The organism is Paenibacillus sp. NPDC055715, assembly GCF_053617595.1.
Genome location: NZ_JBSHGA010000003.1, coordinates 132,001 through 153,953, shown reverse-complemented (window position 1 = coordinate 153,953; position 21,953 = coordinate 132,001). Strand labels below are relative to the sequence as shown.

General features: G+C 46.3%; 23 protein-coding genes. 6 read left to right on the top strand and 17 right to left on the bottom strand.

Translation table 11 applies throughout. From position 1 onward, the window contains the following. Positions 1-110: 110 nt before the first annotated feature. A complete protein-coding gene (locus ACWGOO_RS07750; RefSeq protein WP_452482211.1) occupies positions 111-1,415 on the top strand; it encodes a dicarboxylate/amino acid:cation symporter in 1,305 nt (434 codons plus the stop codon). A 63-nt stretch (positions 1,416-1,478) separates the two neighbouring features. On the opposite strand, the gene ACWGOO_RS07745 is transcribed toward ACWGOO_RS07750, so the two are convergent. Then, complete coding sequence (locus ACWGOO_RS07745) at positions 1,479-2,135, bottom strand: DJ-1/PfpI family protein (RefSeq protein ID WP_452482209.1); 657 nt, start codon at positions 2,133-2,135, stop codon at positions 1,479-1,481. Positions 2,136-2,436: 301 nt separating this feature from the next. Here ACWGOO_RS07745 and ACWGOO_RS07740 point away from each other — a divergent pair, with 301 nt between their 5' ends. Continuing rightward, complete coding sequence (locus ACWGOO_RS07740) at positions 2,437-2,571, top strand: helix-turn-helix domain-containing protein (RefSeq protein WP_452482207.1); 135 nt, start codon at positions 2,437-2,439, stop codon at positions 2,569-2,571. Positions 2,572-2,697: 126 nt separating this feature from the next. On the opposite strand, the gene ACWGOO_RS07735 is transcribed toward ACWGOO_RS07740, so the two are convergent. The 3 genes from ACWGOO_RS07735 to ACWGOO_RS07725 all read right to left on the bottom strand — a co-directional run bounded on the left by ACWGOO_RS07735 (position 2,698) and on the right by ACWGOO_RS07725 (position 7,442). Then, complete coding sequence (locus tag ACWGOO_RS07735) at positions 2,698-3,102, bottom strand: ATP-binding cassette domain-containing protein (RefSeq protein WP_452482205.1); 405 nt, start codon at positions 3,100-3,102, stop codon at positions 2,698-2,700. Positions 3,103-3,277: 175 nt separating this feature from the next. Next, positions 3,278-6,490: a DUF5704 domain-containing protein gene (locus ACWGOO_RS07730; protein WP_452482203.1), complete on the bottom strand. Its 3,213-nt coding sequence runs from the start codon at positions 6,488-6,490 to the stop codon at positions 3,278-3,280. A 4-nt stretch (positions 6,491-6,494) separates the two neighbouring features. Next, positions 6,495-7,442 (bottom strand): copper amine oxidase N-terminal domain-containing protein, encoded by a 948-nt coding sequence (locus ACWGOO_RS07725; protein WP_452482201.1) that lies wholly within the window; start codon positions 7,440-7,442, stop codon positions 6,495-6,497. A gap of 846 nt (positions 7,443-8,288) precedes the next feature. Between ACWGOO_RS07725 and ACWGOO_RS07720 the strand changes: the two genes are divergently transcribed. After that, positions 8,289-8,834, top strand: coding sequence for an N-acetyltransferase family protein (locus tag ACWGOO_RS07720; RefSeq protein WP_452482199.1), 546 nt, complete (start codon positions 8,289-8,291; stop codon positions 8,832-8,834). A gap of 60 nt (positions 8,835-8,894) precedes the next feature. Here ACWGOO_RS07720 and ACWGOO_RS07715 read toward each other — a convergent pair whose 3' ends face one another. Together ACWGOO_RS07715 and ACWGOO_RS07710 are read right to left on the bottom strand one after the other, a co-directional pair. Then, positions 8,895-9,107 carry a helix-turn-helix domain-containing protein gene (locus ACWGOO_RS07715; protein WP_452482197.1) on the bottom strand — a complete coding sequence of 71 codons (213 nt, stop codon included), beginning with the start codon at positions 9,105-9,107 and terminating at the stop codon, positions 8,895-8,897. Positions 9,108-9,337: 230 nt separating this feature from the next. Next, on the bottom strand, positions 9,338-9,583 hold the full coding sequence (locus tag ACWGOO_RS07710) for a helix-turn-helix domain-containing protein (RefSeq protein ID WP_452482195.1): 246 nt from the start codon (positions 9,581-9,583) through the stop codon (positions 9,338-9,340). A gap of 318 nt (positions 9,584-9,901) precedes the next feature. Between ACWGOO_RS07710 and ACWGOO_RS07705 the strand changes: the two genes are divergently transcribed. After that, positions 9,902-10,192, top strand: coding sequence for a DUF6809 family protein (locus ACWGOO_RS07705; RefSeq protein WP_354451424.1), 291 nt, complete (start codon positions 9,902-9,904; stop codon positions 10,190-10,192). Positions 10,193-10,699: 507 nt separating this feature from the next. Here ACWGOO_RS07705 and ACWGOO_RS07700 read toward each other — a convergent pair. Next, positions 10,700-11,092 (bottom strand): RidA family protein, encoded by a 393-nt coding sequence (locus ACWGOO_RS07700; protein ID WP_452482192.1) that lies wholly within the window; start codon positions 11,090-11,092, stop codon positions 10,700-10,702. A 105-nt stretch (positions 11,093-11,197) separates the two neighbouring features. On the opposite strand from ACWGOO_RS07700, the gene ACWGOO_RS07695 reads away from it, so the two are divergent. Both ACWGOO_RS07695 and ACWGOO_RS07690 read left to right on the top strand, forming a co-directional pair. Further along, entirely contained in the window at positions 11,198-11,539 is a 342-nt protein-coding gene (locus tag ACWGOO_RS07695) for a winged helix-turn-helix transcriptional regulator (protein WP_354451495.1), read from the top strand. Positions 11,540-11,841: 302 nt separating this feature from the next. Then, positions 11,842-12,063 carry a hypothetical protein gene (locus ACWGOO_RS07690; protein WP_452482191.1) on the top strand — a complete coding sequence of 74 codons (222 nt, stop codon included), beginning with the start codon at positions 11,842-11,844 and terminating at the stop codon, positions 12,061-12,063. 24 nt (positions 12,064-12,087) lie between these two features. On the opposite strand, the gene ACWGOO_RS07685 is transcribed toward ACWGOO_RS07690, so the two are convergent. From ACWGOO_RS07685 to ACWGOO_RS07640, 10 genes are all read right to left on the bottom strand, one after another. Further along, positions 12,088-12,840: an amino acid ABC transporter ATP-binding protein gene (locus tag ACWGOO_RS07685; RefSeq protein ID WP_452482189.1), complete on the bottom strand. Its 753-nt coding sequence runs from the start codon at positions 12,838-12,840 to the stop codon at positions 12,088-12,090. A 14-nt stretch (positions 12,841-12,854) separates the two neighbouring features. Beyond that, positions 12,855-13,514: an amino acid ABC transporter permease gene (locus tag ACWGOO_RS07680; protein ID WP_452482187.1), complete on the bottom strand. Its 660-nt coding sequence runs from the start codon at positions 13,512-13,514 to the stop codon at positions 12,855-12,857. Positions 13,515-13,554: 40 nt separating this feature from the next. Further along, positions 13,555-14,322: an amino acid ABC transporter substrate-binding protein gene (locus ACWGOO_RS07675; RefSeq protein ID WP_452482185.1), complete on the bottom strand. Its 768-nt coding sequence runs from the start codon at positions 14,320-14,322 to the stop codon at positions 13,555-13,557. A 473-nt stretch (positions 14,323-14,795) separates the two neighbouring features. After that, positions 14,796-15,341 carry a hypothetical protein gene (locus ACWGOO_RS07670; RefSeq protein ID WP_452482183.1) on the bottom strand — a complete coding sequence of 182 codons (546 nt, stop codon included), beginning with the start codon at positions 15,339-15,341 and terminating at the stop codon, positions 14,796-14,798. A gap of 316 nt (positions 15,342-15,657) precedes the next feature. Beyond that, positions 15,658-16,758 (bottom strand): toxic anion resistance protein, encoded by a 1,101-nt coding sequence (locus ACWGOO_RS07665; protein ID WP_452482181.1) that lies wholly within the window; start codon positions 16,756-16,758, stop codon positions 15,658-15,660. A gap of 97 nt (positions 16,759-16,855) precedes the next feature. Continuing rightward, positions 16,856-17,536: a hypothetical protein gene (locus tag ACWGOO_RS07660; RefSeq protein ID WP_452482179.1), complete on the bottom strand. Its 681-nt coding sequence runs from the start codon at positions 17,534-17,536 to the stop codon at positions 16,856-16,858. A gap of 58 nt (positions 17,537-17,594) precedes the next feature. After that, entirely contained in the window at positions 17,595-18,626 is a 1,032-nt protein-coding gene (locus tag ACWGOO_RS07655; RefSeq protein ID WP_452482177.1) for an ATP-grasp domain-containing protein, read from the bottom strand. Then, positions 18,623-19,456 (bottom strand): HAD family hydrolase, encoded by an 834-nt coding sequence (locus tag ACWGOO_RS07650; protein ID WP_452482176.1) that lies wholly within the window; start codon positions 19,454-19,456, stop codon positions 18,623-18,625. The genes ACWGOO_RS07655 and ACWGOO_RS07650 overlap by 4 nt, the downstream gene beginning before the upstream one ends. Continuing rightward, positions 19,453-20,604, bottom strand: coding sequence for a cysteine protease StiP family protein (locus tag ACWGOO_RS07645; RefSeq protein ID WP_452482175.1), 1,152 nt, complete (start codon positions 20,602-20,604; stop codon positions 19,453-19,455). The genes ACWGOO_RS07650 and ACWGOO_RS07645 overlap by 4 nt, the downstream gene beginning before the upstream one ends. Beyond that, positions 20,601-21,941 (bottom strand): phosphoribosyltransferase family protein, encoded by a 1,341-nt coding sequence (locus ACWGOO_RS07640; protein WP_452482493.1) that lies wholly within the window; start codon positions 21,939-21,941, stop codon positions 20,601-20,603. The genes ACWGOO_RS07645 and ACWGOO_RS07640 overlap by 4 nt, the downstream gene beginning before the upstream one ends. Between the last annotated feature and the right edge of the window lie 12 nt (positions 21,942-21,953).

Here is a 21,953-nt window from a genome sequence, read left to right as displayed (position 1 = left end):
CAAAAAGAACGTTATGACCGTATTCTTGTTTGCCAAGAACGAAGCTTTTACACTGGGGATACACAAATAAAGCGTTTTCAAAAACAAAAAGAAAGCGAGAGCGTATCCCAATGAAACTGAGAATTAATTTTAAAAACTTGACGGTTCAGGTCGTTATCGCCATTGTGCTGGGTATTCTTTTAGGTCACTTTTTTCCTGCAACAGGGGAAAAACTCAAAATTCTCGGAGACGCCTTTATCAAGCTCATTAAGATGGTCATCGCACCCATTGTATTTTTTACAATTGTACACGGGATTGCCAGCATGGGAGACATGAAAAAAGTCGGTCGCATCGGCGGAAAGGCCCTTCTCTATTTTGAAATCGTTACCACGATTGCGCTGGCTATTGGTCTAATCGTTGTTAACCTAGTTAGACCGGGAGATGGCATTGATGTGAGCAAAGCAACTGGAGACGTATCTCAATATGCTCAAAAAGCAACAGAAACAAGTCATGGGCTCGTTGATTTCATCGTCGGCATTATTCCTGAAAATGTAGTGAGCGCTATGGCAGGCGGAGATTTACTGCCTATTCTGTTCTTTGCCATCCTCTTCGGGCTGTCACTGACGGCCATGGGGGAGCAAGCCAAACCCGTCATTGTCCTGTTCGACAAGCTGTCGCGCGCCTTCTTTGGCATCGTGAATATGATCATGAAATTGTCCCCAATCGCCGCATTCGGTGCCATGTCTTATACGATTGGTAAATTCGGCATTGGGTCGTTAACCTCTCTGGGCAAGCTGATGGGCTCCGTTTACCTGACCATGGCCGTATTCATTATCATTGTGCTCGGTATGATTGCTCGCATGTACGGTTTCAGCATTTTCAAGTTTATCGCTTATATCAAAGAAGAAATTTTACTCGTACTTGGTACTTCATCCTCGGAGTCTGCCCTGCCACGTATGATGGACAAAATGGAGAAATACGGTTGTTCCAAAACGGTGGTCGGCCTAGTCATTCCAACAGGCTACTCGTTTAACCTGGATGGTACGGCGATCTATCTGTCCATGGCCGCCATGTTTGTGGCTCAGGCCTCCGGGGTCGATATGACCGTGTGGCAGCAATTGACACTGCTCGGTATTCTCATGCTGACCTCGAAGGGAGCAGCAGGCGTCACGGGCTCCGGATTTATCACGCTGGCAGCCACACTCGCGGCGTTCCCTTCCATCCCGCTGGCGGGAATGGCGCTGCTGCTCGGTGTGGACCGCTTCATGTCGGAAGCGCGAGCCATCACCAATCTGATTGGTAACGGGGTCGCTACCGTCATCGTCGCCAAATCGGAAAATGAGTTTCGTCCCGGCAAGCAGTCAGAAATTATTCCAGCACCAGCTGAGCTTGAAAAAGCCAGTCCCTTAAACAGCCCGGTTACTGAATCTGTATAATAAGGCATGCTTTTTGGAAACTGCCCAATACCGCTATTGAGAACGTGCTGATTTATTCTTGATTTACACATTGGGCTCCCGTTTTGCAAACTCTTGTAACATACCTCTTATTTGTTCTACCAATAAAGTAGGCGCTTTCTTTGGTGAACCCGTGTCAAACGGAGGCTGAGGATCGTATTCCAGAATCAGCTGGACTCCTTTACTCATATCTTCTCCCAATTCCCATGCTATTAGTTGGAGTGCCATATCAATACCAGAGGAGACACCGGCTGCTGTTACGATTTTGCCCTGACGAACCACTCTCTCATCTGTTGGAATGGTTCCAAGAGATTGGAGCAAGTCTAAGGATCCCCAATGACTGGTGGCTACGATTCCATTTAATAAGCCTGCGGCGCTCAAAATCAGAGAGCCGTTACAAACCGACGTGGTCCATTTCGTAGCTTCATGTATTTGCCGAATCCAATTTAACGTTTCTTCGTCATTCATTGGAGTTTTATAATTTGGCGGACTGCAACCTGGAACAACAAGAATATCAGCTGAGGTAACTTCAGAAAAACTGTAATCGGCATGCAAATAGCCCATATTTGAGTCCAGTTTGATTAACCCTTTTTTCTTAGCGACAAACTTCACTTCACATTTCAGTGTAGCAGCAAATACATCGTATGGACCAATTGCATCTAATGCTGTGATTCCATCAAAAAGCATGATTGCGATTTTCATGATGATCTCTCCTTTGAAGTGGGATTTTATTCTTACACACCAATACTAACATACATATACGGGGTATGGGTATATAAAATATTGTGAAAACACTGCTCGGCTTTCTGGTCATCAATAACCAAACACGGAAATGTTTCATGGAGAACCACTCACGAATCATTTACAGAAGCTCTGGCGCACTTGGCTTGACAATCCGTCTCCCCACATCTCCAACCCACTTTTACACAAGGAACTCAATTATCATCCTAATTATTAGGCTAAAAGTATGCTCAGGGTATATGGTATGACCCCGATGAAATAGTTGCTGAACTACCGAATTGAGCAGTCCAAAAAGCTTTTGCTGCAAACTGCATGGTCCCTTGCCCGCATTTCAGAAGAAATCGGTTTTCATCATGTATCGCATTTTTCGTCCTGTTTTCCGCAAAAGTTTGCCTAGTCACATTCGTAGTTTACGAATATGACTTTTGCATAATTCGATTCCCAATGCTTCATGCAAAATGCTCAGGCTTGAAAAAATCATTCCTCCAGCTCTGTACCAGAGGCAAGACTCAAGGATCCCTTCTCATTTAACTGAAAGGACAAGAGCGATATGACCTCCCGACAGCTCATGCGGCATGCGGGAGGTCAAATCCGAAAACCCCCCAAGCTCCAGCACCTGCTCTACCCGCTCCTGCTCATGTTGCTTCATATGCGCAGGCGTTTCTCTGTGCGTACGGATTGGACAAAGAACATGCTCTGCCACATTCATATGCGGCCACAAGGCGAAGGACTGGAAAACCATACCGATTCGCCTTTTTTCCGGCGGTAACCGAATACCATTTCCGGCTACGATATTGCCATTCATGCTGATGTGCCCGGAGCTGGGCTGCTCGAATCCAGCAAGGATACGCAGAAATGTTGTTTTCCCGCACCCGGAGGGTCCTAAAAATGCCATAAATTCTCCATCCGCAATGGTTAAATCAATCACTTGAAGCGCCTAAGCGCTGGCACAGGTTTTGCTGATTTGTTTTATTTCAATACTCATGATCGCACTCCCTTACGTGTCGCCCATTTCTGAACAAGCAACACAATGGCTCCCCCTGCCGCGATGAGAACGACGATCAGACTGGACAACGCAGTAGAATAACTGTACTTCCCCAGTTCTAATGTGGAACAAAGGAGCTGAAATCGTCCCGGCTGGACTGGTCCGCATGGTAAAACACGACATCCCCATCCTGTAAATGAAAGGGTTGCCCGTACGGATCTTTTACTTCTCTCCGGTAGCCTTCCAGTTGCCACTGGTTCAGCAACGGGCCGTTAATATATTGCAAATGTGGATGCTCGGTATCCCCCTGACGGAGCGACTCCAAATTGAAGTTAACAATGATATAGCCCGTTTTCTTAAATATGCTCGCATGCTCGTTTAGCTCCAGACGACGGCTTTCTTCACGTAAATCCGTCCCTTTAGGGACCACGTACACATCAGCAGGCAGGCTATATTCGCCATACCAGCGCTGAATCGACGCATTGGCACGGTCGACATCGACTCCATCCGGCAGGTCCGTCTTGGGACCGATCAAGGTACGCACCGTCGCAGGCAGCACCAGCCAATCGTAGCGGCCGATCCACGTCTTGCTACGCGTAATACGCTGGGCATACAGGGAAACATAGCGTTCCAGCGTCGACTGGCTCCGCTGTGTTTCACTCAACTCATGCTTGTATTGGTAGGCTGCTGTATCCTGCATTTCCTCCGTCGGTACATTGCGCAGCCGTTCATTTAAAATGACATATCGCTTCTCCCGATCCTCCGCTGATCCCAAACGGATGAACTTGCGGCTTCCCGCATGTGTATACAGATCCACTTTTTCTCGCTGGCGACCCTCCTTGCTCACCCAATAAAATGATGGCGTGATGCGGATACCGTCTTTGGCACTGAACATATTCCCTTTGGTTTTGAGGTCAAACTTGAAATGGTAGCCTGTCTTGACCGCTACATTGGAGTAGCCTTCATGCGGATGACTGCCGGGCCGGACAGGCAAGGTAAATGGCTCCTGGTTCCCCCTTGGCAGTCCGTCGATGTTCCCTAGTCCCGTCCAATAGGACAGTCCGCTATGCACCGGACTTCCTTTACGCTGTCGGAATACCCGCTCCCAATGGTAGTCGGCAATATCCGTGATATGAAAATCATACATCCGTCCGATGACCTCGATCTCTACCACATCATTGGCAACATGATGCGCGATATCCGTATTGGCATGACGCTGTTCAGTGAACCCGTCCGGTGCGTTTTCTGCAATCGTACGAAACTCGACGGTATAGTTCCCTTCATCCACCCATACGGGCAAATAGAAGTCTGTGTCCCGTTGCCTTACCGGAATATCGATCCAGGTTCCACGCGGATAGAACTGAGTTTCCCCCTTGTCGTACACATCGAACGGAAATCGTACCTGCTTGGTTCGCACATATTTGGCATACTCCCGATCACCATAGCCGGGAATATTCAGATGCGGGCCCGCCGTTGAAATCGTCACGCGGAAAGGACGTTCCAGAATGAGTGCTGATCTACCTTTCGTCGGTTGGGTTTTCTGGTTGTGGGCCGCATCGTCTGATACGCTTGAAAGATTCACCACGGGCGTGTGAACGGTCACGGTGTTGATCCCTTGGATCGGCAAAGTCTTATCTGCACCGCCATTGATATTTCCTTTTAGAATCGCATAGATGATATCACCGCTACTAGGCGTATTGGGCTTATTTGTCTTGTGCTTTTCAATCATGTGGCCCGGGCTGTAAAGCACATTCTCTCCAATCTTTACAGGTTCAGGAATTTTGCCAGGAGTCGGGCCTTTTTCCTTGACACGCTGGTGGTCCATGATCGTCTGACCGTTGAATTTCACAGTATCGTTTTCCACTTCCACGTCTGGTGTAGCCTTCTGGGCCACAGGCTCCAGTGACCTTTGTTCATTGGGCACCTTCGGCATACTCTTGCCGCCATAAATATAAAGTGTACCCCCGTCGATGATGCCCGGATCTGGCCCCGAATAATAATTGCCGTTGTTCGCGGACTCTAAAGCAGGAGGGGCATAGTCTTTCGGCGGAATCGTAATACTTCCTCCCGGCAGTGCATAGTTGCGTAGCTGCGCGTTCTTGATACCGTACACTTCGAGGTTGTCGATCGTCCAGTAAGAGTACGGTTTTACAATTTCGTATTTGTAATACTCTACGACCTTCATATGCCGGGTATCGTTGATATCTTCCCATTCCAGATCATAAGTGCGCTTCAGCTTGACGTTGTAGGTGCACTCGCCTTTGAGCTGTTGAAAGGTGTTTTGAAACAGGTAATTTCGGGCCAGCACGTTTCCATACAGGTTTTCGGAGGTCGGGATGCCCTTGGCTACATCAAAGCGTGACGCGCCTCGCTGGTCGGCTTTGATCACAGCAGACACCATCGGGTCGAGGTATTTGTCCGACTGGCTACCGCTAGGCGTAGGTCGAGTGCATTTCGTGTCATGAGGCGGTCCCTTCTCCTTGTAATAAAGATTGACCGTGTACTGCTCAAACTTGCCGTCATACGTCAATGCCGGGAGCTGACCGGGCGTAATGTCGCCACTTGGAGACGCCCCGGTGGAGCTTTTCTTGTAACCCACGTATTCGTAATTTTCATCACTTCCTGGAGTAAAGTCATACGTTTGACCAACTTTCAGGTCTTCATTACGTGTTGGAAACACGTTGTCAAGCGACTTTCCTGTCTCGGTATAATGCTTCACGGTCAGGCCGCCATCCAGTTCGATCTTGAACAGGATCGGCTGGTAGATACGCCAGGCTTCGACCTCTTTGGCACAGCTCGGGCAGCTATCTTCTTTGATGTTTTTAGCCTGTACTTCTGCATCGAGTTTTATATTCACAGTGATTGGAATGATAGCGGTATCTGTCCCCACTCCCTTCGGCTGAAAGTGATGTTTATCATCCTCCACTGTGCCTTTACTCATCGCGTAAGCATACTGTGCGTAGCTATCAGAACGGGATTCCTGGAAGTATTCCGGATTTCTCCCATTGTCCGCTTTTGTGTACAAGCGAGCCGTTACGTTCTTGATTTTACGACCCGGAAACTGAAATTTGTAGGTGAATTTGGCTTCACCATGCATTCCCTTCCCTGGCTCCTTACCGCCATCTGTAACCCACTTACCAGCGGTGTTCTTCCACATATCAAAGTACATCATACCAACAAAGTAACGGTCATTCTTGTCTGCATAGTAAGACAGCGGTGTGATTTCTGTATCAGCTGCCGCCTTATCGGTGGAAAAAGAAAAAGGTGGAAGCTGCAACAAAAGCAGTACCCCCACCAGCAATACGGCCAGAATGCGTTCCGTGTTCTTCATGTGCTTAGTTTCCCTTCCACGGGTTGACCAGCATAGGGATGTAGTCATCTGACGCTAATCCGAATGCAATATATTCAATGTCTTGCAATTTAAAGGATTTGTAATTTTTAATGCCTTGAAAGAGTTCATCTCCAGACGAATAAATTGGGTAATATACCATCTTTGTACCGTCTCCATTATCTTGCATCAAGCCGTCCATCGGAAAACGCACACGTGCATCCTTATTCTTCGTCAAGTAAAATATGCTACCTGCTGTAGTAGACTTCGTTTTCACCCTCATACGCAGATAAGGCACACCCTTTGGAGATGTGTAAGGCTCAATCGAATAAATACCTTCAAGTAGCTTAATAGGCAGATCAGATTGCTTGAAGATCACTACTTTGTTGTATGGCTTACCTGCAACATCGTTTATAAGATTTGGTATCTTGTTTATTGCCTTCTTATACGGCTCAATACTCACTGCCTGATGCCCCGTATCCTCTAGCGAAGCTATGTCCTTCTTCCCAATCCAAACCCAACGGCTAATCTTATCCCATTCCACCGTCTGACCCAAGCCTTCACTTACCAGCCGCAGCGGTACAAAAGTACGATTCTGCTTCAAAATAATCTTTGTCTCATACGTTTTGGTCTGTCCATCCACAGTGGCCGTGTTCTGCCCCACCGTCATGTTGACCACATGTGCATCATTCTTAATCGACACAGCCAACTGACCGCCTGTTTTCTCCCAGCCAACTTTAGCCCCCAGCGCTTCGGATACAAAACGAATGGGTACCATCACATAATCGTTATCATCCTGAAATGGTTTAGCGTCGGGAAACTGTATTTTTTTCGCATTCAATAATACTTCAATTGGTTTGGAGCTGCTTGCTGCTTCCGTCGTTGAAATTGTACTTGTTGCTCCCCATAGCAATGTGACTGCGGTCAAACTCAACATCCACTTTTTCATACTCATCTCTCTATCCCCTTTGTCTGTTTAAACTATAAACTATGTACTATCAGCCCTAATCCCACGAACTTATCACATCCCCACTTTCGGAAAATAATGGATACAACTTATACATTATATGATTTACCTATCACAAAATCTATAAGAAAAACTTCTAATATCAAGCATTCTAAAAAAGCCGCACTACATTTCCCCAAAATCTCAACAAAAAGGGCTGCCTCTCCCCTGTAAGGAAGAAACAGCCCGTGTGCTTCACGCGCAATAAACTATAAATATATCAGTTCAAACCATAATGATTGTTCCAGCATCATCCAATATTTCTTCCATCATAAATCATAACTGACTAAAAATCAAACGTTACTTTTTTCTCACGAAACATCTTAAATATCATTCATACAAACCTGAACTGCCAGTTTGATATAGCTGCTCATACACGTCCTGTTTAACCATTCTCAGTCCAAAATCAGCAATGTAAGCGTTACAACTCCAATGTACAAATCCTTGTCCATTGGTAAAATCAACATTTTCAACCGATTTATATATAATTTTAACCTATAGTGGGATGAGTTACGGCGGTGGGCACGAGCGCTACGCGTGCAGATTGTTCTTCCGATCGCTGTTATCCCCGGATTTATCTATTGAATAGAATCTATAAAGGGTAAAATCCGGGGATAGCCTATGCTTACGATGCGAGCTTTCCTCTGGAAAGCTTTTAGCTGAGCGGAAAGAGGGCTTGTAGCTTCTTGATTTGTAAAGAAAAAGGAGCCCCTCATGCTCCTTTTTTCATTATAAAAGTTATACTAAAGAATAGAACAAGTCGAACACACCAACTCAATATGAATGGAGTATATCATGATCATTAATAAGCAAGAGTTTTATGTGAATGGGCTAAATTATACCGTTAGATCGGCAATCGACAAGGATGCGGCAGATTTATCTAAATTAAGATTACAGATTGATGGAGAGACAGAAAATTTGGATAGAGAGCAAGGGGAGGCATTTATAGATACATCGGGGTTTGAACAGATTATACAAACAGACACTGTAAAACCAAGAAATTTATTTTTAGTTGCTGTAGTTGGTGATCGAATCGTGGGGTTTTCAAGATGCGAAGGAGTTTATTTAAATAGATTCGCTCATAAAGTAGAATTTGGAGTCTGCGTATGTAAAGAATTTTGGGGATATGGTATGGGGAAAAATCTGCTGAAAGCATCTATCGAATGGGCTGATTTCAATGGCATTCAAAAAATGTCGTTGAATGTTTTAGAAACAAACGATAAGGCCATTGCGCTGTATAAACAACTGGGGTTTGAGATCGAAGGTATATTAAAAAAAGACAAAATTCTGTCCGAAGGTAAGTACCACAACACAGTTATGATGGGACGATTTAATGAATAATTCCAGAAATAAAACTCCTGTGAATCATCACGGGAGCTTTATTTTGCATGTTATGCCTTTTTACCTGTAACGTTTAGGATTGTCTGTCTGATCAAGAATAAAGTCGATACTCACCTTGTGGAAATCTGCCAATTTGATTAAGACAACACTTGGAACGTCCAAGTTCCCATTTTCATATCGAGAATAGGTCGTTTGTGAGATATGTAAGAAGTCAGCCATGGTCTGTTGTGTTAAGTCTTTGTCCTCACGTAAATTGCGAATTCTCTTATACACTGCTCATCACCCAAGCAAAGTTTACGGCATGCGAAAACTGCATATTGATTTTTATGCGTTTTTCGCATAAAATTTATTTATCTTCAACTTTACCTTGAAATCTTGAGTCGCCCCTTCATATGCAAAAACTCTCAATTGGGACAGACGGATTCTACTAAATTCGTTTTGTTAAAGTGAATATTTTCCGACGAAGCGTATAACAGAATATTGAAATAAAGCTCCTGCGGTCATTATAGAGCTTTATTTTGCATGCTATTCTTTTTACCTGCACAACGTTCAGGATTATCTGTCTGACCAAGAATAAAGTCGATACTTACCCTGTGGAAATCTGCCAACTTGATTAAGACAACACTTGGAACGTCCAAGTTCCCATTTTCATATCGAGAGTAGGTCGTTTGTGAGATATGTAAGAAGTCAGCCATGGTCTGTTGTGTTAAGTCTTTGTCCTCACGTAAATCGCGAATTCTCTTATACATTGCTCATCACCCAAGCAAAGTTTACGGCATGCGAAAACTGCATATTGATTTTTATGCGTTTTTCGCATAAAAATTTATTTACCCATGTAAAATGAACTAAAGAATACAGCAAATGGAACAAGAACGGAGTGGGCGGAATGGTGCTGTACAAGCGATAGCGTTCGCCTTTGTGCCCGGATTTCAACCTTCTTAGCTTGATTAAGAAATCCGGGCACAACAGCGATGGGAAGCACCATCCGACCGCGTAGTGGCGCCTTATGTACATCTTTCGCTCAGCTTATTATAAATAATCAGCATTCTTAGGGAGGCATATTGAAAATGATTTTGGAGGATATGTATTATGGGAGTTGGCGTCCCAGTGAACAAATAAAGTCAACCGATCCTGAGTCTCAAAAAGTGAATCAAAAAATTAATGAACATATGGAGATGCTGAAAAATAAATTATCAGAAATCGATTTTGAGCAAATGGAAGTCATGTTTGATTTATTAAACGAGTCAACCTCCCTGCACTCCGCAGCAGCATTCATCCACGGGTATCGAACGGGAGCCTTAACGATGATTGAAGTATTTAGCCGAGAGAAGGAATTGGGGGATGGTAATAAACCATGAAGATTGACTATGTCCTCAGCTAAAATCGGACGATTTAATGGATGGTTTCATTAAAAACACATAAAGAGGAAAACGTACAATTACCTTGAAGTCTTGAGTCGTCCCTTCATATGCAAAAACTCTCATGAGGACAGACCGATTCTACTAAATTCGTTTAGTTAAAGTAAATACTTTCCGAGGAAGCGTATAACAGAATAGTTGCACTTGCTGCCACATAAAAATACACCCTCGTAAACATAAAGTGCGTGAGTGTATTTTTAGATTAAGCAGATCTTAGTTCTATTGTAATTCCGTTTATGAGTATTTATTTAAAATAGGTATCTCTCCAAACAGATTCTTTAAATTAAATGTTTTTTCTGACGTAAAACTCCCCCGCTAGCAGCGCAGTTTTGTGCCAGCGTATGGTGCTGGACTTCAGTGTGCGACGACCCTTCCGCTTCGAGCCAATAGCGGTCGCGCCTTTTCGAAGCCCGACCGCCCGGCGCTGCGCTGACCGCGGTGGCCGAGTTAGTCGGTGTGTGCAACGGCGCGGATTTCAATCAGTTGGTGAGGGAACGCCAGACCCGACACGCCGATGAGGGTGACGGCCGGCCGATGGTCGCCCACATACTCCTTGTACAGCACGACGCACTGCTCGAAATGCTCTTGCGGGTTTGTCAGAAAGATCTCCATCTCAGCGATGTTCGACCTCGTGACACCAAATCCCGCCAGCACGCGATCGAGATTCTCCAACGTCTGCCGGCTCTGTGCCTCGAAATCGCCCTCGCCAACGAATGCGCCCTGCATATCGTGGGAAAATTGTCCCGAAATGTAGATGGTGCCGTTGACGCTGTAGCCTTGGGTGACGCCGAAAGCTTCTTCCCATGCAACACCGTGATTGTAGGTTATGGCATTAGTCATTTTTTTCTCTCCTTTATTTCAAAGTAAGGTTAGTATAAAATGAATGCAAATAAAAAAGTAGTACGCACTATTTTGATAGGTACTACCCGAAAGGATAGTGTAAATATGAGTATGGCTGAATATAAAGGTAAGGTTAAAAATATTCAAGATACCCCTTTTGGTTATACATTATCAGTTATTGGTGGAAAATGGAAGATGGTTATTATTTACCTCCTAGCAGAAAACCAACCGGTTCGCTTTAATGATCTGAAAAGGCAGATAGGAGCTATTACTTATAAAACATTGAGTTCACAACTTAAAGAATTGGAAGCGGATGGTATGGTGAATCGGAAAGAGTATCCCCAAGTTCCCCCTAAAGTCGAGTACAGTCTCACAGATAAAGCGGAAACACTATTACCTGTTTTGGAAGAGTTATGTGAGTGGGGAGTAAAAAACCAAAATAATTAAATCCAGTTTTTTAATTGCTCCCGGTATTAGAGAGAACATGTTGATGGCTGGAGAAACCCATTGAAATGCCTAAACCAAGGGTTTATTCGGTCATTCAAGCTGCAAAAGTGAGTTACTAACAAGCTGTGGGCTATTTGACGCTTACTGAACGGGGATATTAACGATGATTGAAGTATTTAGCAGGGAACACGAGTTTATACCAAAACGAGTGTGAGGCGAACCGATTATGGATGGGAAGATTTAACGAATGAGTTCAGAAAAAAGCACTTCAAGGCAAAAGTCATCTTTTGCCTTGAAGTGCTTTGCTTTGTACGAATCCTTCTATTTCGCTGCTGCCGCTCGGTATTGGGGCAGTTGTTCCTTGGCCACGGCGGGGTCAGCTTAACGACCTGATACCTGCCTCACACTACCTATTTAAAAATATGTTGCTGCGCAGGTGGTCGGTCAGCGGAGCGGGTAGAATTGTTCTGAAGAAGCGAAGCGTTCGGATGAACAATCTGCACGCGCAGCGCCTGCCTCCCTGACACACACCACACCAGTAACTACTTTTAATCCCCCACCCGATTCAAAAACGCCTTCGTCCGTTCCAGCTGCGGATTACCGAAAATTTGCTCCGGCGTACCGGACTCTGCAATCTCTCCATTGTCCATAAAAATGACACGGTCCGCCACATCTCTCGCAAAGTTCATTTCGTGGGTCACGATGACCATCGTCATATGCTCCTCAGCCAGCTTTTGGATAACCCGCAGCACCTCGCCCGTCAGCTCGGGATCAAGGGCCGAGGTTGGCTCGTCGAATAGCAAAATGTCGGGGTTCATCATCATTGCCCGAGCAATCGCCACACGCTGCTTCTGTCCGCCCGACAGTCGGGATGGATACGCATCCGCTTTATCCGCCAAGCCGACTTTAGCCAGCAGCTCAGCGCTTTGGCGGCGCAACTCGGCCTTACTCATTTTTTTCACCAGCTTTGGAGCCAACTCCAAATTATCCTGCACCGTCAAGTGAGGGAACAGATTAAAATGCTGGAATACCATGCCCATCCCCGTGGTAATGCCTTTAATGTCGCCTGCCGGGGCGTACTGACCATTTTCCACCAATGCTTTATCATGAATGCGGATCGTCCCGCCCGTCACATCTTCCAGATAAACCAGACTGCGAAGCATCGTGCTTTTACCCGAGCCTGAAGGACCGATGACCGCGACGACCTCACCCGCCTTGACGTCAAAGCTCACTCTTTTCAGAACGTCGAGCTTACCGAACGATTTTTTCAAATCGGTTACTTCTATTGCGTTATTGTTCATATCCCGACATTCCTTTACTCGAATTTAAAACGTTTTTCCAGCGCTCTGAAGAACAGTGTCAGCACCAAAGCCAACAACAAATAGATCATAGCCGCTACAAAATAAGGCACAATCGAAAAATCACGGTTCACAGCCGTATTCGCAAAATGCAGCAGTTCCGGTACAGCTACCGCATATAGCAACGCCGTATCTTTGACCAGTGTTGTCGCCTCATTCGTGACCGCAGGCAAAGCAATCCGTACCATTTGCGGCACAATGACTCTAATCAGCGTCTGCGATTTGCTCAAGCCCAGCACTTGTGAAGCCTCATATTGCCCTTTATCAATCGACAACATCCCGCCTCTGAAAATTTCTGCAAAATAAGCCGCATAATTCAGTACAAATGCCAGCACCGCAGCCGTTGTCCGATCCATTACCAGATACTCCCCAATGACAGGCAACATCGGCAGACCAAAACAAAAGAACAATAATTGCAGCAAAAGCGGCGTGCCGCGTATGACATAAATGTACGTGTGCATCAGCCAGACGATAGGCTTAATCCGGCTTTTTACCAGCAACGTAACGATAAACCCCAGTGGAATAGACAAGATGAGCGTGATGAAAAATAAAATAACCGTCATCTGCGCCCCTTCAAGCATAGGTTTCATAATTCGTAAAATATATTCCATACTCATGACCTTCGACTCCTAAACCTTTAGTTCAATACACTACGTATTAATTCAAAACTTTATCTTCTCCAAACCACTTTCTCGAAATCTCGGCAGCTTTGCCGTTCTTGTGTAGCTCATTCAAAGCGGATTGCAATTGCGTCAACAGCTCTTCATTTCCTTTTTTCACACCGATGCCGTACTCCTCAGGGGCCAGTGATTCACCAAGCAGTTTATACGTTCCTGGCTCTTTGGACATATAGTATTTGGCTACCACTTCGTCAATGACAACCGCATCCAGACGTCCGGTTTTCAGATCAGTCAACGCAAGAACATTATCGGGATACTCAGACACTGGCTTCAGCTTGCTCTTGATCGGATTCGCATCCAGTGCATCGGCTGCCGAGGACAACGTTTGGACACCCACGTTTTTGCCCGCCAGATCGTCCAGCTTCGTGAGATTGGATTTGGCCGGAAGCACGATCACCTGACTATTTTTAAGATAGGGCTTCGTAAACAGCACTTTTTCCTTACGCTCATCCGTAATCGTATAGCCGTTCCAAATCAGATCAATACGGCCGCTGTTCAGCTCGGATTCTTTGGCAGACCAGTCAATCGGCTGAAACTCCACTTGCTTGCCCATTTGTTCCGCAGTCGCCTTGGCATAATCAATATCAAAGCCGGTCAGCTCGTTATTTTCATCTCTAAAGCCCATCGGCGCGAATTTATCATCAATTCCAATAATCAACTTACTGTTATCCTTACTGCCGGAACATCCGGCCAGCACGATCATAACCAATCCAATCATCATTGTAAACATGGCTGTTTTCCTCATCTTATTCCCTCCAGCAATGGTAACCTTCCTATCCAAAGGACAGGCGGCAAACACTTTAGTTCGTTAACACGTTATCAGAGTATCATCATAACATATCGCAGGATACTCGTCGAGAGGAAGGAGCGGAATCTTAGCCTTATATGCTTTTATTTATTTCATAACGATTTTTATAAAACCTGTAAAGGTTAAAATCCGAGGACAAAAGCGAACGCTTCGCTTCTTCAGAACAATTATGCCCGCTTCGCTGGCAACCGCCGTAGAGCTTCTACACTTTTTCCAAGGTGTGTAAGGTAGAGAGAGGGGTAGGCCAATTGGTTTAACTTGGCCTACCTTGTTTTGACTGAGGTAAGATGGATAACACAAAAAAGAGAGAGTTCCGTGGAGTTTATTCGTGGGACTCTCTCTTTTTGATATCTATTCTTTTAAAAAGAGCTTTGTAGGATTCTCACATGACAAGGCTTAGTCCGTCTAATCTACCATCTGCGGCGGTCGTCGCCTCTCAGGGGAAAGTCGCTCAAATCTCCGAGTTGGTCATGCGCATCTTTGTAAATTCGGATCATAGCTTGTACCTTGTTAAACTCGCTGTCTTCCGGGCCGAATCCTTCCATATACATTTTTTGAATGATGTTCTGGAAAAATTCAATACGCTTGTGGATGGAATCCTGCTCCATATGCAGCACATCTTCAAAGCTGTGTGCCTCAGCAAATCCAGACAGTTCATCTGGCTCCTGCTCTCGATATCGCTCTCTCCGAGTTTCGGGATTGAGATCAATAGAGGTGCGCAAGGCTGACAACAAAATATTCTCCCGTACCAGCATGACATGAAAATCTTTGTTCTTAAACAGATCCGTCACGATCAGGCGGCATATTTCCTTATTCTGCAACAGAATCCCGTCAAAAGGATGCAGCGTCCACACACCGTGATTAAAAAATAAATTGAAATTAAAGCTACTGCTTCCATACCGATACACAATGTTGATTTTCGATTCGTCGATGATTTCAAATGAAAATTCCAGCATGCATTCTCCTTTTGGATTCCAATATTTAACTCTATCCTATCAGAAAATGCATGATTTTCAATAAAAAAATTTATTTCACAGAATCATTTAATTCCACGATAGAATCGGCTTTTTCGCTACTGGCAGCCAAGAGCAGATATACAATCACACACCCTAAAATAAAGGACATCATATGCTCGTTCTCTCCTTTGTTATTTCACTTTTTAAGAGTTTATGCACGAGATTGCTATGTATGATCATCATGTCCTTTATCTGCTGCCCCCAAACCAAAAAAAGACGCCTTTCGGCGTCATTCGATATAAGCTGTACTCAAAAATCACTTCAGAAACGAGCTTAGTCCTTCGGAAGAATCGTTATCCTTCAAACTCTTGGACTGTTCCTTCCCTTCGATCCCCAAACGTTGGCTGAGGTTGGCGTTGATTGCCGTCATTTTGCTTGTATAAGCATGACAGCTTTCAATAATTTGACGGTTGGATTTTTCGGACAAATCCAAGGCAGATACCAAATCCCCAATCGCCTGATTCACAGCTTCCAGTGACATCGAGGGCTTGCTAAGTAAATCGGTTGTTCTCTCGGTCGTCGTTTTGAGAAGCTTGGCATTTTCCTTGAATTGATTCTCAATCGTACGATTCGTGGCATCCACGGCTGAAATGATTTTGTCCTGATCCGCCAGCGCCATCGCAATCATAGCCGATACAGTGATCAGATTCGACGTTTTATCAATGGCATTATTTACGGAATCAATCAGTTTATCATTATTATCATTAATAATATCCGTGGCCGCAATTGCCTGATTGTAGAGCAAAATCATTTCGGTCATCGACTGCGTACGAGTAACTACCTTGCGCAGTCCCCGTTCCAGATGAGGCTTCCGCGTTTCATTCTCCGGCTTGGCAATCTCATTCTCGAACAGCTCCTTCAACCGATTGCCAAAGGCGATCTTCGTCTGCAAATGGTAGATTTCCTCAATGGAAGCCTTTTTCAACTGCCTCATGCTGACGATATTTTCTTCCAGATTGTCCTTACCGTCTCTCAAGGCTGTAATGATTTGCTCGATGTTCGTTTTGACCGACTGATATTTATAAATGTAGTTTTTCAATGGGCTTTTCCGTAGAAGCTTGCCGAAAAAGCTCACATTTTTGCTCTGTTGGAGCGTTTCGCATTCATCCCGCAGCTTTAAGATCATGTTCGATACCTCGGCCCGGTCGCCGGACATGAGATCGTTCACCGGACGATCCAGCATTTTGAGAGTCTGTCCCGCACGCTCCTGCGTTCTAACCCCCAGCTTCCCAATGTCGTCCATTAAGGTATCCAGGCTCATGACATCGCTCTGTGACACCTTCTGAATCAGCTGTGAAGCCTCCTCGGTCACCTTTTGTTCGTCTTCTTTTTTCAATTCAGCCCATGGGGTCGCCATAACGCTAACCTCCTATCCTCAACAATAACTGTTACCCACAGGCTAATAGTTATTGTTGGGGGCAGCTATGCTGCTGATTTTTATTTTTCTAAATAACCTACAATTCCGAGCTACTGTAACGCTGGTGAATCAGCTCGGCTTTGCTTTGTAATTCCATCAGATCCTTGTGCTCCACGGTGGATACAATCACCGATATTTTGCTATCCACATCCCGCAAGCCGTTTAATAACGTTCTCCGGTTGGTTCGCTTGGCATCACCGCTGAGCCGGAGAAACGGATTAATCAGTCCGTTCAGGTCCTTCAAAATCAATCTCCGAACGGTGTGGTTTACTTCGCTGTTATTTAATTCATGCAAAAGCGGAATCACCCGCTGTAAACGTGCGAACAGAGCCAATGCCTTCTCGACGATCTCGTTATCGAGCGCATCCTTTTGCCCCTCGGAGATTACCATATCCTCCAATACCTCCAGATACTCCATAACCTGAGCAAATTCGCTGCTCACCTGGTCTGGTAAGCGTGGTTTTCCAGTCACAGGCTTCGATGGTTCCGAGGCTTCCTTTTCAATTTGCTGTGTCTCAACAGCTTGCTCCTGTACTACCGGAATAACGGAACCCGTCAGATTGGGACGGGGATGGCGGATAGCCATAATGGCGTTGTATCCCCCTAAGCAAATGACCGGAATCGCCAAACACACAAACAACGGTAACCAAAAACTCAGCAAAAGCGCAATCAGATAACTGGCCACGGCAATCGTGGTTCCCCACATTTTTGACGTCATAGCTTGTACCTCCTGACGTAAACCCTTACCATATTGTAGAAAAAACACTCTACATGTGTCAATGTAAGGATTCACGTATGGTGATCGGCTGCTCGATATGACTGGCTAAAATGTCGTATTGCGCGTGAAGCGGACCGACCTCGTGACCCAAAGCCGATTTCACCGCCAGATAAGGAAAATTGATGCCGGACAAGCATGATACATGCAGTCCCCCGGACATCCGTGGATTGATCTCCAGCAGCTTGGGACGCTCGCCGTTATATTTTACCTGAATGTTATAGTTGTACGGAATGTGATACGCCTCAGCCACCTTATGCGCTACATCCAGTAACTCGGTATGCTGCTCCAGCAATCGTAATCGCCCTCCCGCCTTCCTGCGCGGAACTGCTGCCAGCAGCTTTCCATTTCGGTCAGCCAGGCAATCAATACTGTATTCGTAGCCCTCCAGCAGCTCCATCACCATCAGGTTGGGAAACGACTCTGTGGATGATAATACCCGATATGCCTCCTCGAACGAGATATGGTTCAGCGCATGACCGAACAGCTCCTCCAGCGGGTTACGTTCGTCGTCAATGATGCGAAAGCCCATTCCGCCCTCTGCATTACATGGCTTGAAGCATACCTTATGCCCGCGTGCCGTTAACGTCTCATAAGCCTGTTTAAACTGCTCCGCATTGCTGGCAATAGCATAATCGGGAATCGTGACAATGTCCTTTTGGCGAATGGATTCGTAAAACAGATCCTTTTCCATTAACTGCTCCAGCAGTTCGGTATCCCGGCATACGATGACCTTCGTTCCAATCTCGTCGAACAGATGAAGATGCCTACTGATATCAAGCATATTCCACCGTGGTATAAATACATCCATTCCGTGACGTTGGCAAAAATCCGCACAATAACGTGCATACTCCACGCCACTTGTGTGCGGCTCCACCTCAGCCACATCACTGGCCTGTAATGCCATATGCTGCGGGTCCGAGTGCGTCGCATAGATCTCGAACGGAATACCGTCCTCATTGTTACGAATAGCATTCATATAATGATACGCAACCGAAAACCAGCGGTTAAAATACACTTTGACCTTCTTCACAGAGCCTTGCCCCCTATCTGTCTTGAAATGAGCTGTACTTCATGGACATAAGCCACAATCTCATCCGCAGCATATACACCCGACATATCCGTAAAACGGTAATTGACCTCCAGCTTATCCCGCAGCTGTTCCCGGTACAGCTCGCCATGACGCGGAGCAATCGCATAGTCGGCATAGTCCAGCAGACAACGGTCCAGCAAAGAATCGCCGGACGCAACGATAGGCCCCCCATCCGTGAGGTTACGGATATGCTCCACAGCTGCCCGTTTATTCACGGCAGCAGGCACCAGATATACCTTACGCCCCTGAATGGATACCTCCCAGCCCATTTCACGCATGATTCGCGCCTTCTCCAGCACCTGCTCCAATGGCATCCGATCTCGTTCAATAACGAATGCGTAAAATAACTCGTCGCAGAAACGCTCACTCCTAACCCAATCCTCATGCAGCACCTGTCCGAATACATGACGTGCTTCTTCTGCATTAGCACCATCTCGGCGCACCTGCTCGTGAATGCGGCGATTCCACTCCCGATCCACCTCGCCTCCGACGATGATGTTACCGCCATTACTGGTCACGGCATACGCCGGAACCAGTTCCGTTTGAAACACCGTGATCCGTCCATACTGTGCCATCGTGCGAGTCGTCACAGGCATAAACATCACGTCTTTGGGCAGCGTCTTCAGCAGTTGAAGGGCCTGTGCGGAAATAAACGCCGCTGTTGCCCCTTCCATGTGTTCCGCAGGCAGCAGCCCAGGCGACTCCAACGGCACGCCAAGCGAGCGTTTGGAGTATATTAGCGTCTGATCCAGATCGCTTGCGTAGATCATTCTTGTCCTCCCTTGAGCGGCTTGATGATCCCGCAGCAGGAATAGGTCAGCCCTTTAAATACCTCGACAGGCACTCCCCGGTCCTTTGCCAGCAGCACGATATGCCGAAGATTCGGATTATCCTCACGATCAATTAGGATTTTCCACGGCACCCTGCGCAGCAGCACACGGGTCGTCTCCCCCACACCGGGCTTGACCAGATTGATATCCCGAATACCAAAAGCCTCTTGAATTGCCTCGATATCCCGTAAGCCCTGCCACGTCAGCGCAGGTGGATTTAATGTCATCTGTTCTGCATACGTAGCGGCAGTTTCAGCCACGTCTTGAAAGTAACTGGAAACCGTATCCACAAACGTCATGGACTGATCGACCGACCGCCAGGATTCATAAAATTTGGCCCCATGAAAATCGTCCGTGCCGATCAGATCGTCGCGTAATACCGTTCGGCTCATCAAACCCGATACGGTCGAATTCAGACAAGCGCTCGGAATCAAATAATCTTCCCGTGTACCGAAGGTATCTGAGCAGCTACCCGGATCGGCCAGCACCGCCAGATCATCATTCAGGCGCAATCCGTAATCCGCGTTCATCTCATGGCAAGCCTCTATCAGCACCTGCCGTATCGCCCCTTTTCCCGTCCAGCCATCGACAAACTGGAGTTCCATATCCAGCCCGTGCTGCTGTAAAATATACAAAATAGCATTCCGATCAATGCCTTTGCCGCGAATAATAGAAATACTGTAATGCGGCAGGGAAACGCCATACTTCCAGTCAATATACCGTTTGATCAAGATACCGATGGGCGTTCCTGCTCTGGCAAGCGAAATAATCGCCGTGTTCAGGCCCCTTTTTCTCACAATCATTTCAGCCACAGAAGCTGCGGCTAACGCGACTTTTTCGGCCGATTGGGCAAGCGTTTCGTGAAACAATGCAATATATTCCGCTGTAGGCTCATATTCCACCGGAAGCATTTCTGAATAATGGACTCCCGACTGAATCGCCTCTTCACGATCCTCCGTCCCTTTTTCCAACGTAACACGGCTCAAATCCTTCAATAAAAATGTCACATCCGATGCAGGGTAGCTCCCCAACGGTTCGGGCGTATGAATGTTCTTCTGCTGTATTTGCTCCATGAGTGCTTGCTTCATATCCGCGCTCCTTTACTCTCCTGCCCAGTTAACCGATTAAAATAAACGACATGTACTTGATCGCAGCCAAGACGGGTCAAAGCATCCAGCATGGGCTTCATTCGCTGCACGACTGACTCCCTTTCGATCAAAACAAATATCTCGTCATACTGACCAGAGTCTACATTATAAATAAAATTGGGTACCGTCCCATCATCAGGCGAGGGGTAAGGCACACCACAAACGACGCCATACCCTTCCTCACGATGGGGATAAACCGGACTGCGCGTCGTCGACTGATAATACACATTCGAGCCTAACTCCGCTGCGATTCGCATCGGAATGTACATAAATTCCCCCGTACCCATTACCAGCGTGCGCTGCCCTGAACGAAGCTTCTTCAATCGTTCCGCAGTACGTGTAATTTCCGCATCCAACGCAGTATTATCAGCGGATTGCAGTCCGAAACGACCTGTATATTTCAAATAAGGAGCCTTATTGGCGTATCCGTCCGTTGAAATTGAGCTGTGTACTACCCGTTCAAAACCAGGCGCATCCTTTTCAAAACAGTGGTCAATTACTTCAGAAGCGTCTGTCGTATCCTCTGCTATGCTAGTAGCAGCATGTTCTGCGTGTCCGGCTCGTCCAGCGTATTCTGCATGATCCAGCATCGGCACTCCCTGTACCTCAATCTTTCCTTTAAGCAAGCTTAAAGGCGTAATCGTAATGCCCAACTCTGCCTCCAGATCGGTGAAAGCCTGCTCATCGCTGTCTGTCCGCCAATCCAATAACGAAGCAATCACATATTGCTTTCTTGGAAAATGGGCCTGAATATCCCGAATAATATTAAGGGTCGTTTTGCCCGTCGTAATTTCATCATCTACCAGCACAATGGGGCCGTCTCCCGAAAATGCACTCTCATCCAGCGCATAGCAGCAATGATCAACAGCGTGCGAATGCTCTTCTTCAAACCGAATGATCGGCTGAAGACCCGGAATATCCTCGCGCGTCGTATGAATATACGAAGCACCATCCGCAAACACCTGGTACATGGCGTGTCCCAGCGCCGTAGCCGTCTCGGCAAAGCCAACAAACTTGATCGGCTCCGCAAAAGCCAAACGTTCTTCCATCAGCTTACAATACGCTTCTTGGGCATAGTCCGAATCCAGAAGTCCCTTCACAGCCTCTCCAATCAGCTCATCCATCTGTTGTCCTGCCTGTGGGACAAGTTCCTTGTACAGCAGTATAGCCAGCGCCGCACCACTCAGCAGAGAGGTGTAAGGGTTTACCGGAATATGCTTGCCCAGCACCTTGCTAACAAACAAAAACGAACGCTTCTTGTTCACCCGCGCCGCCATCGCAAACAGCTT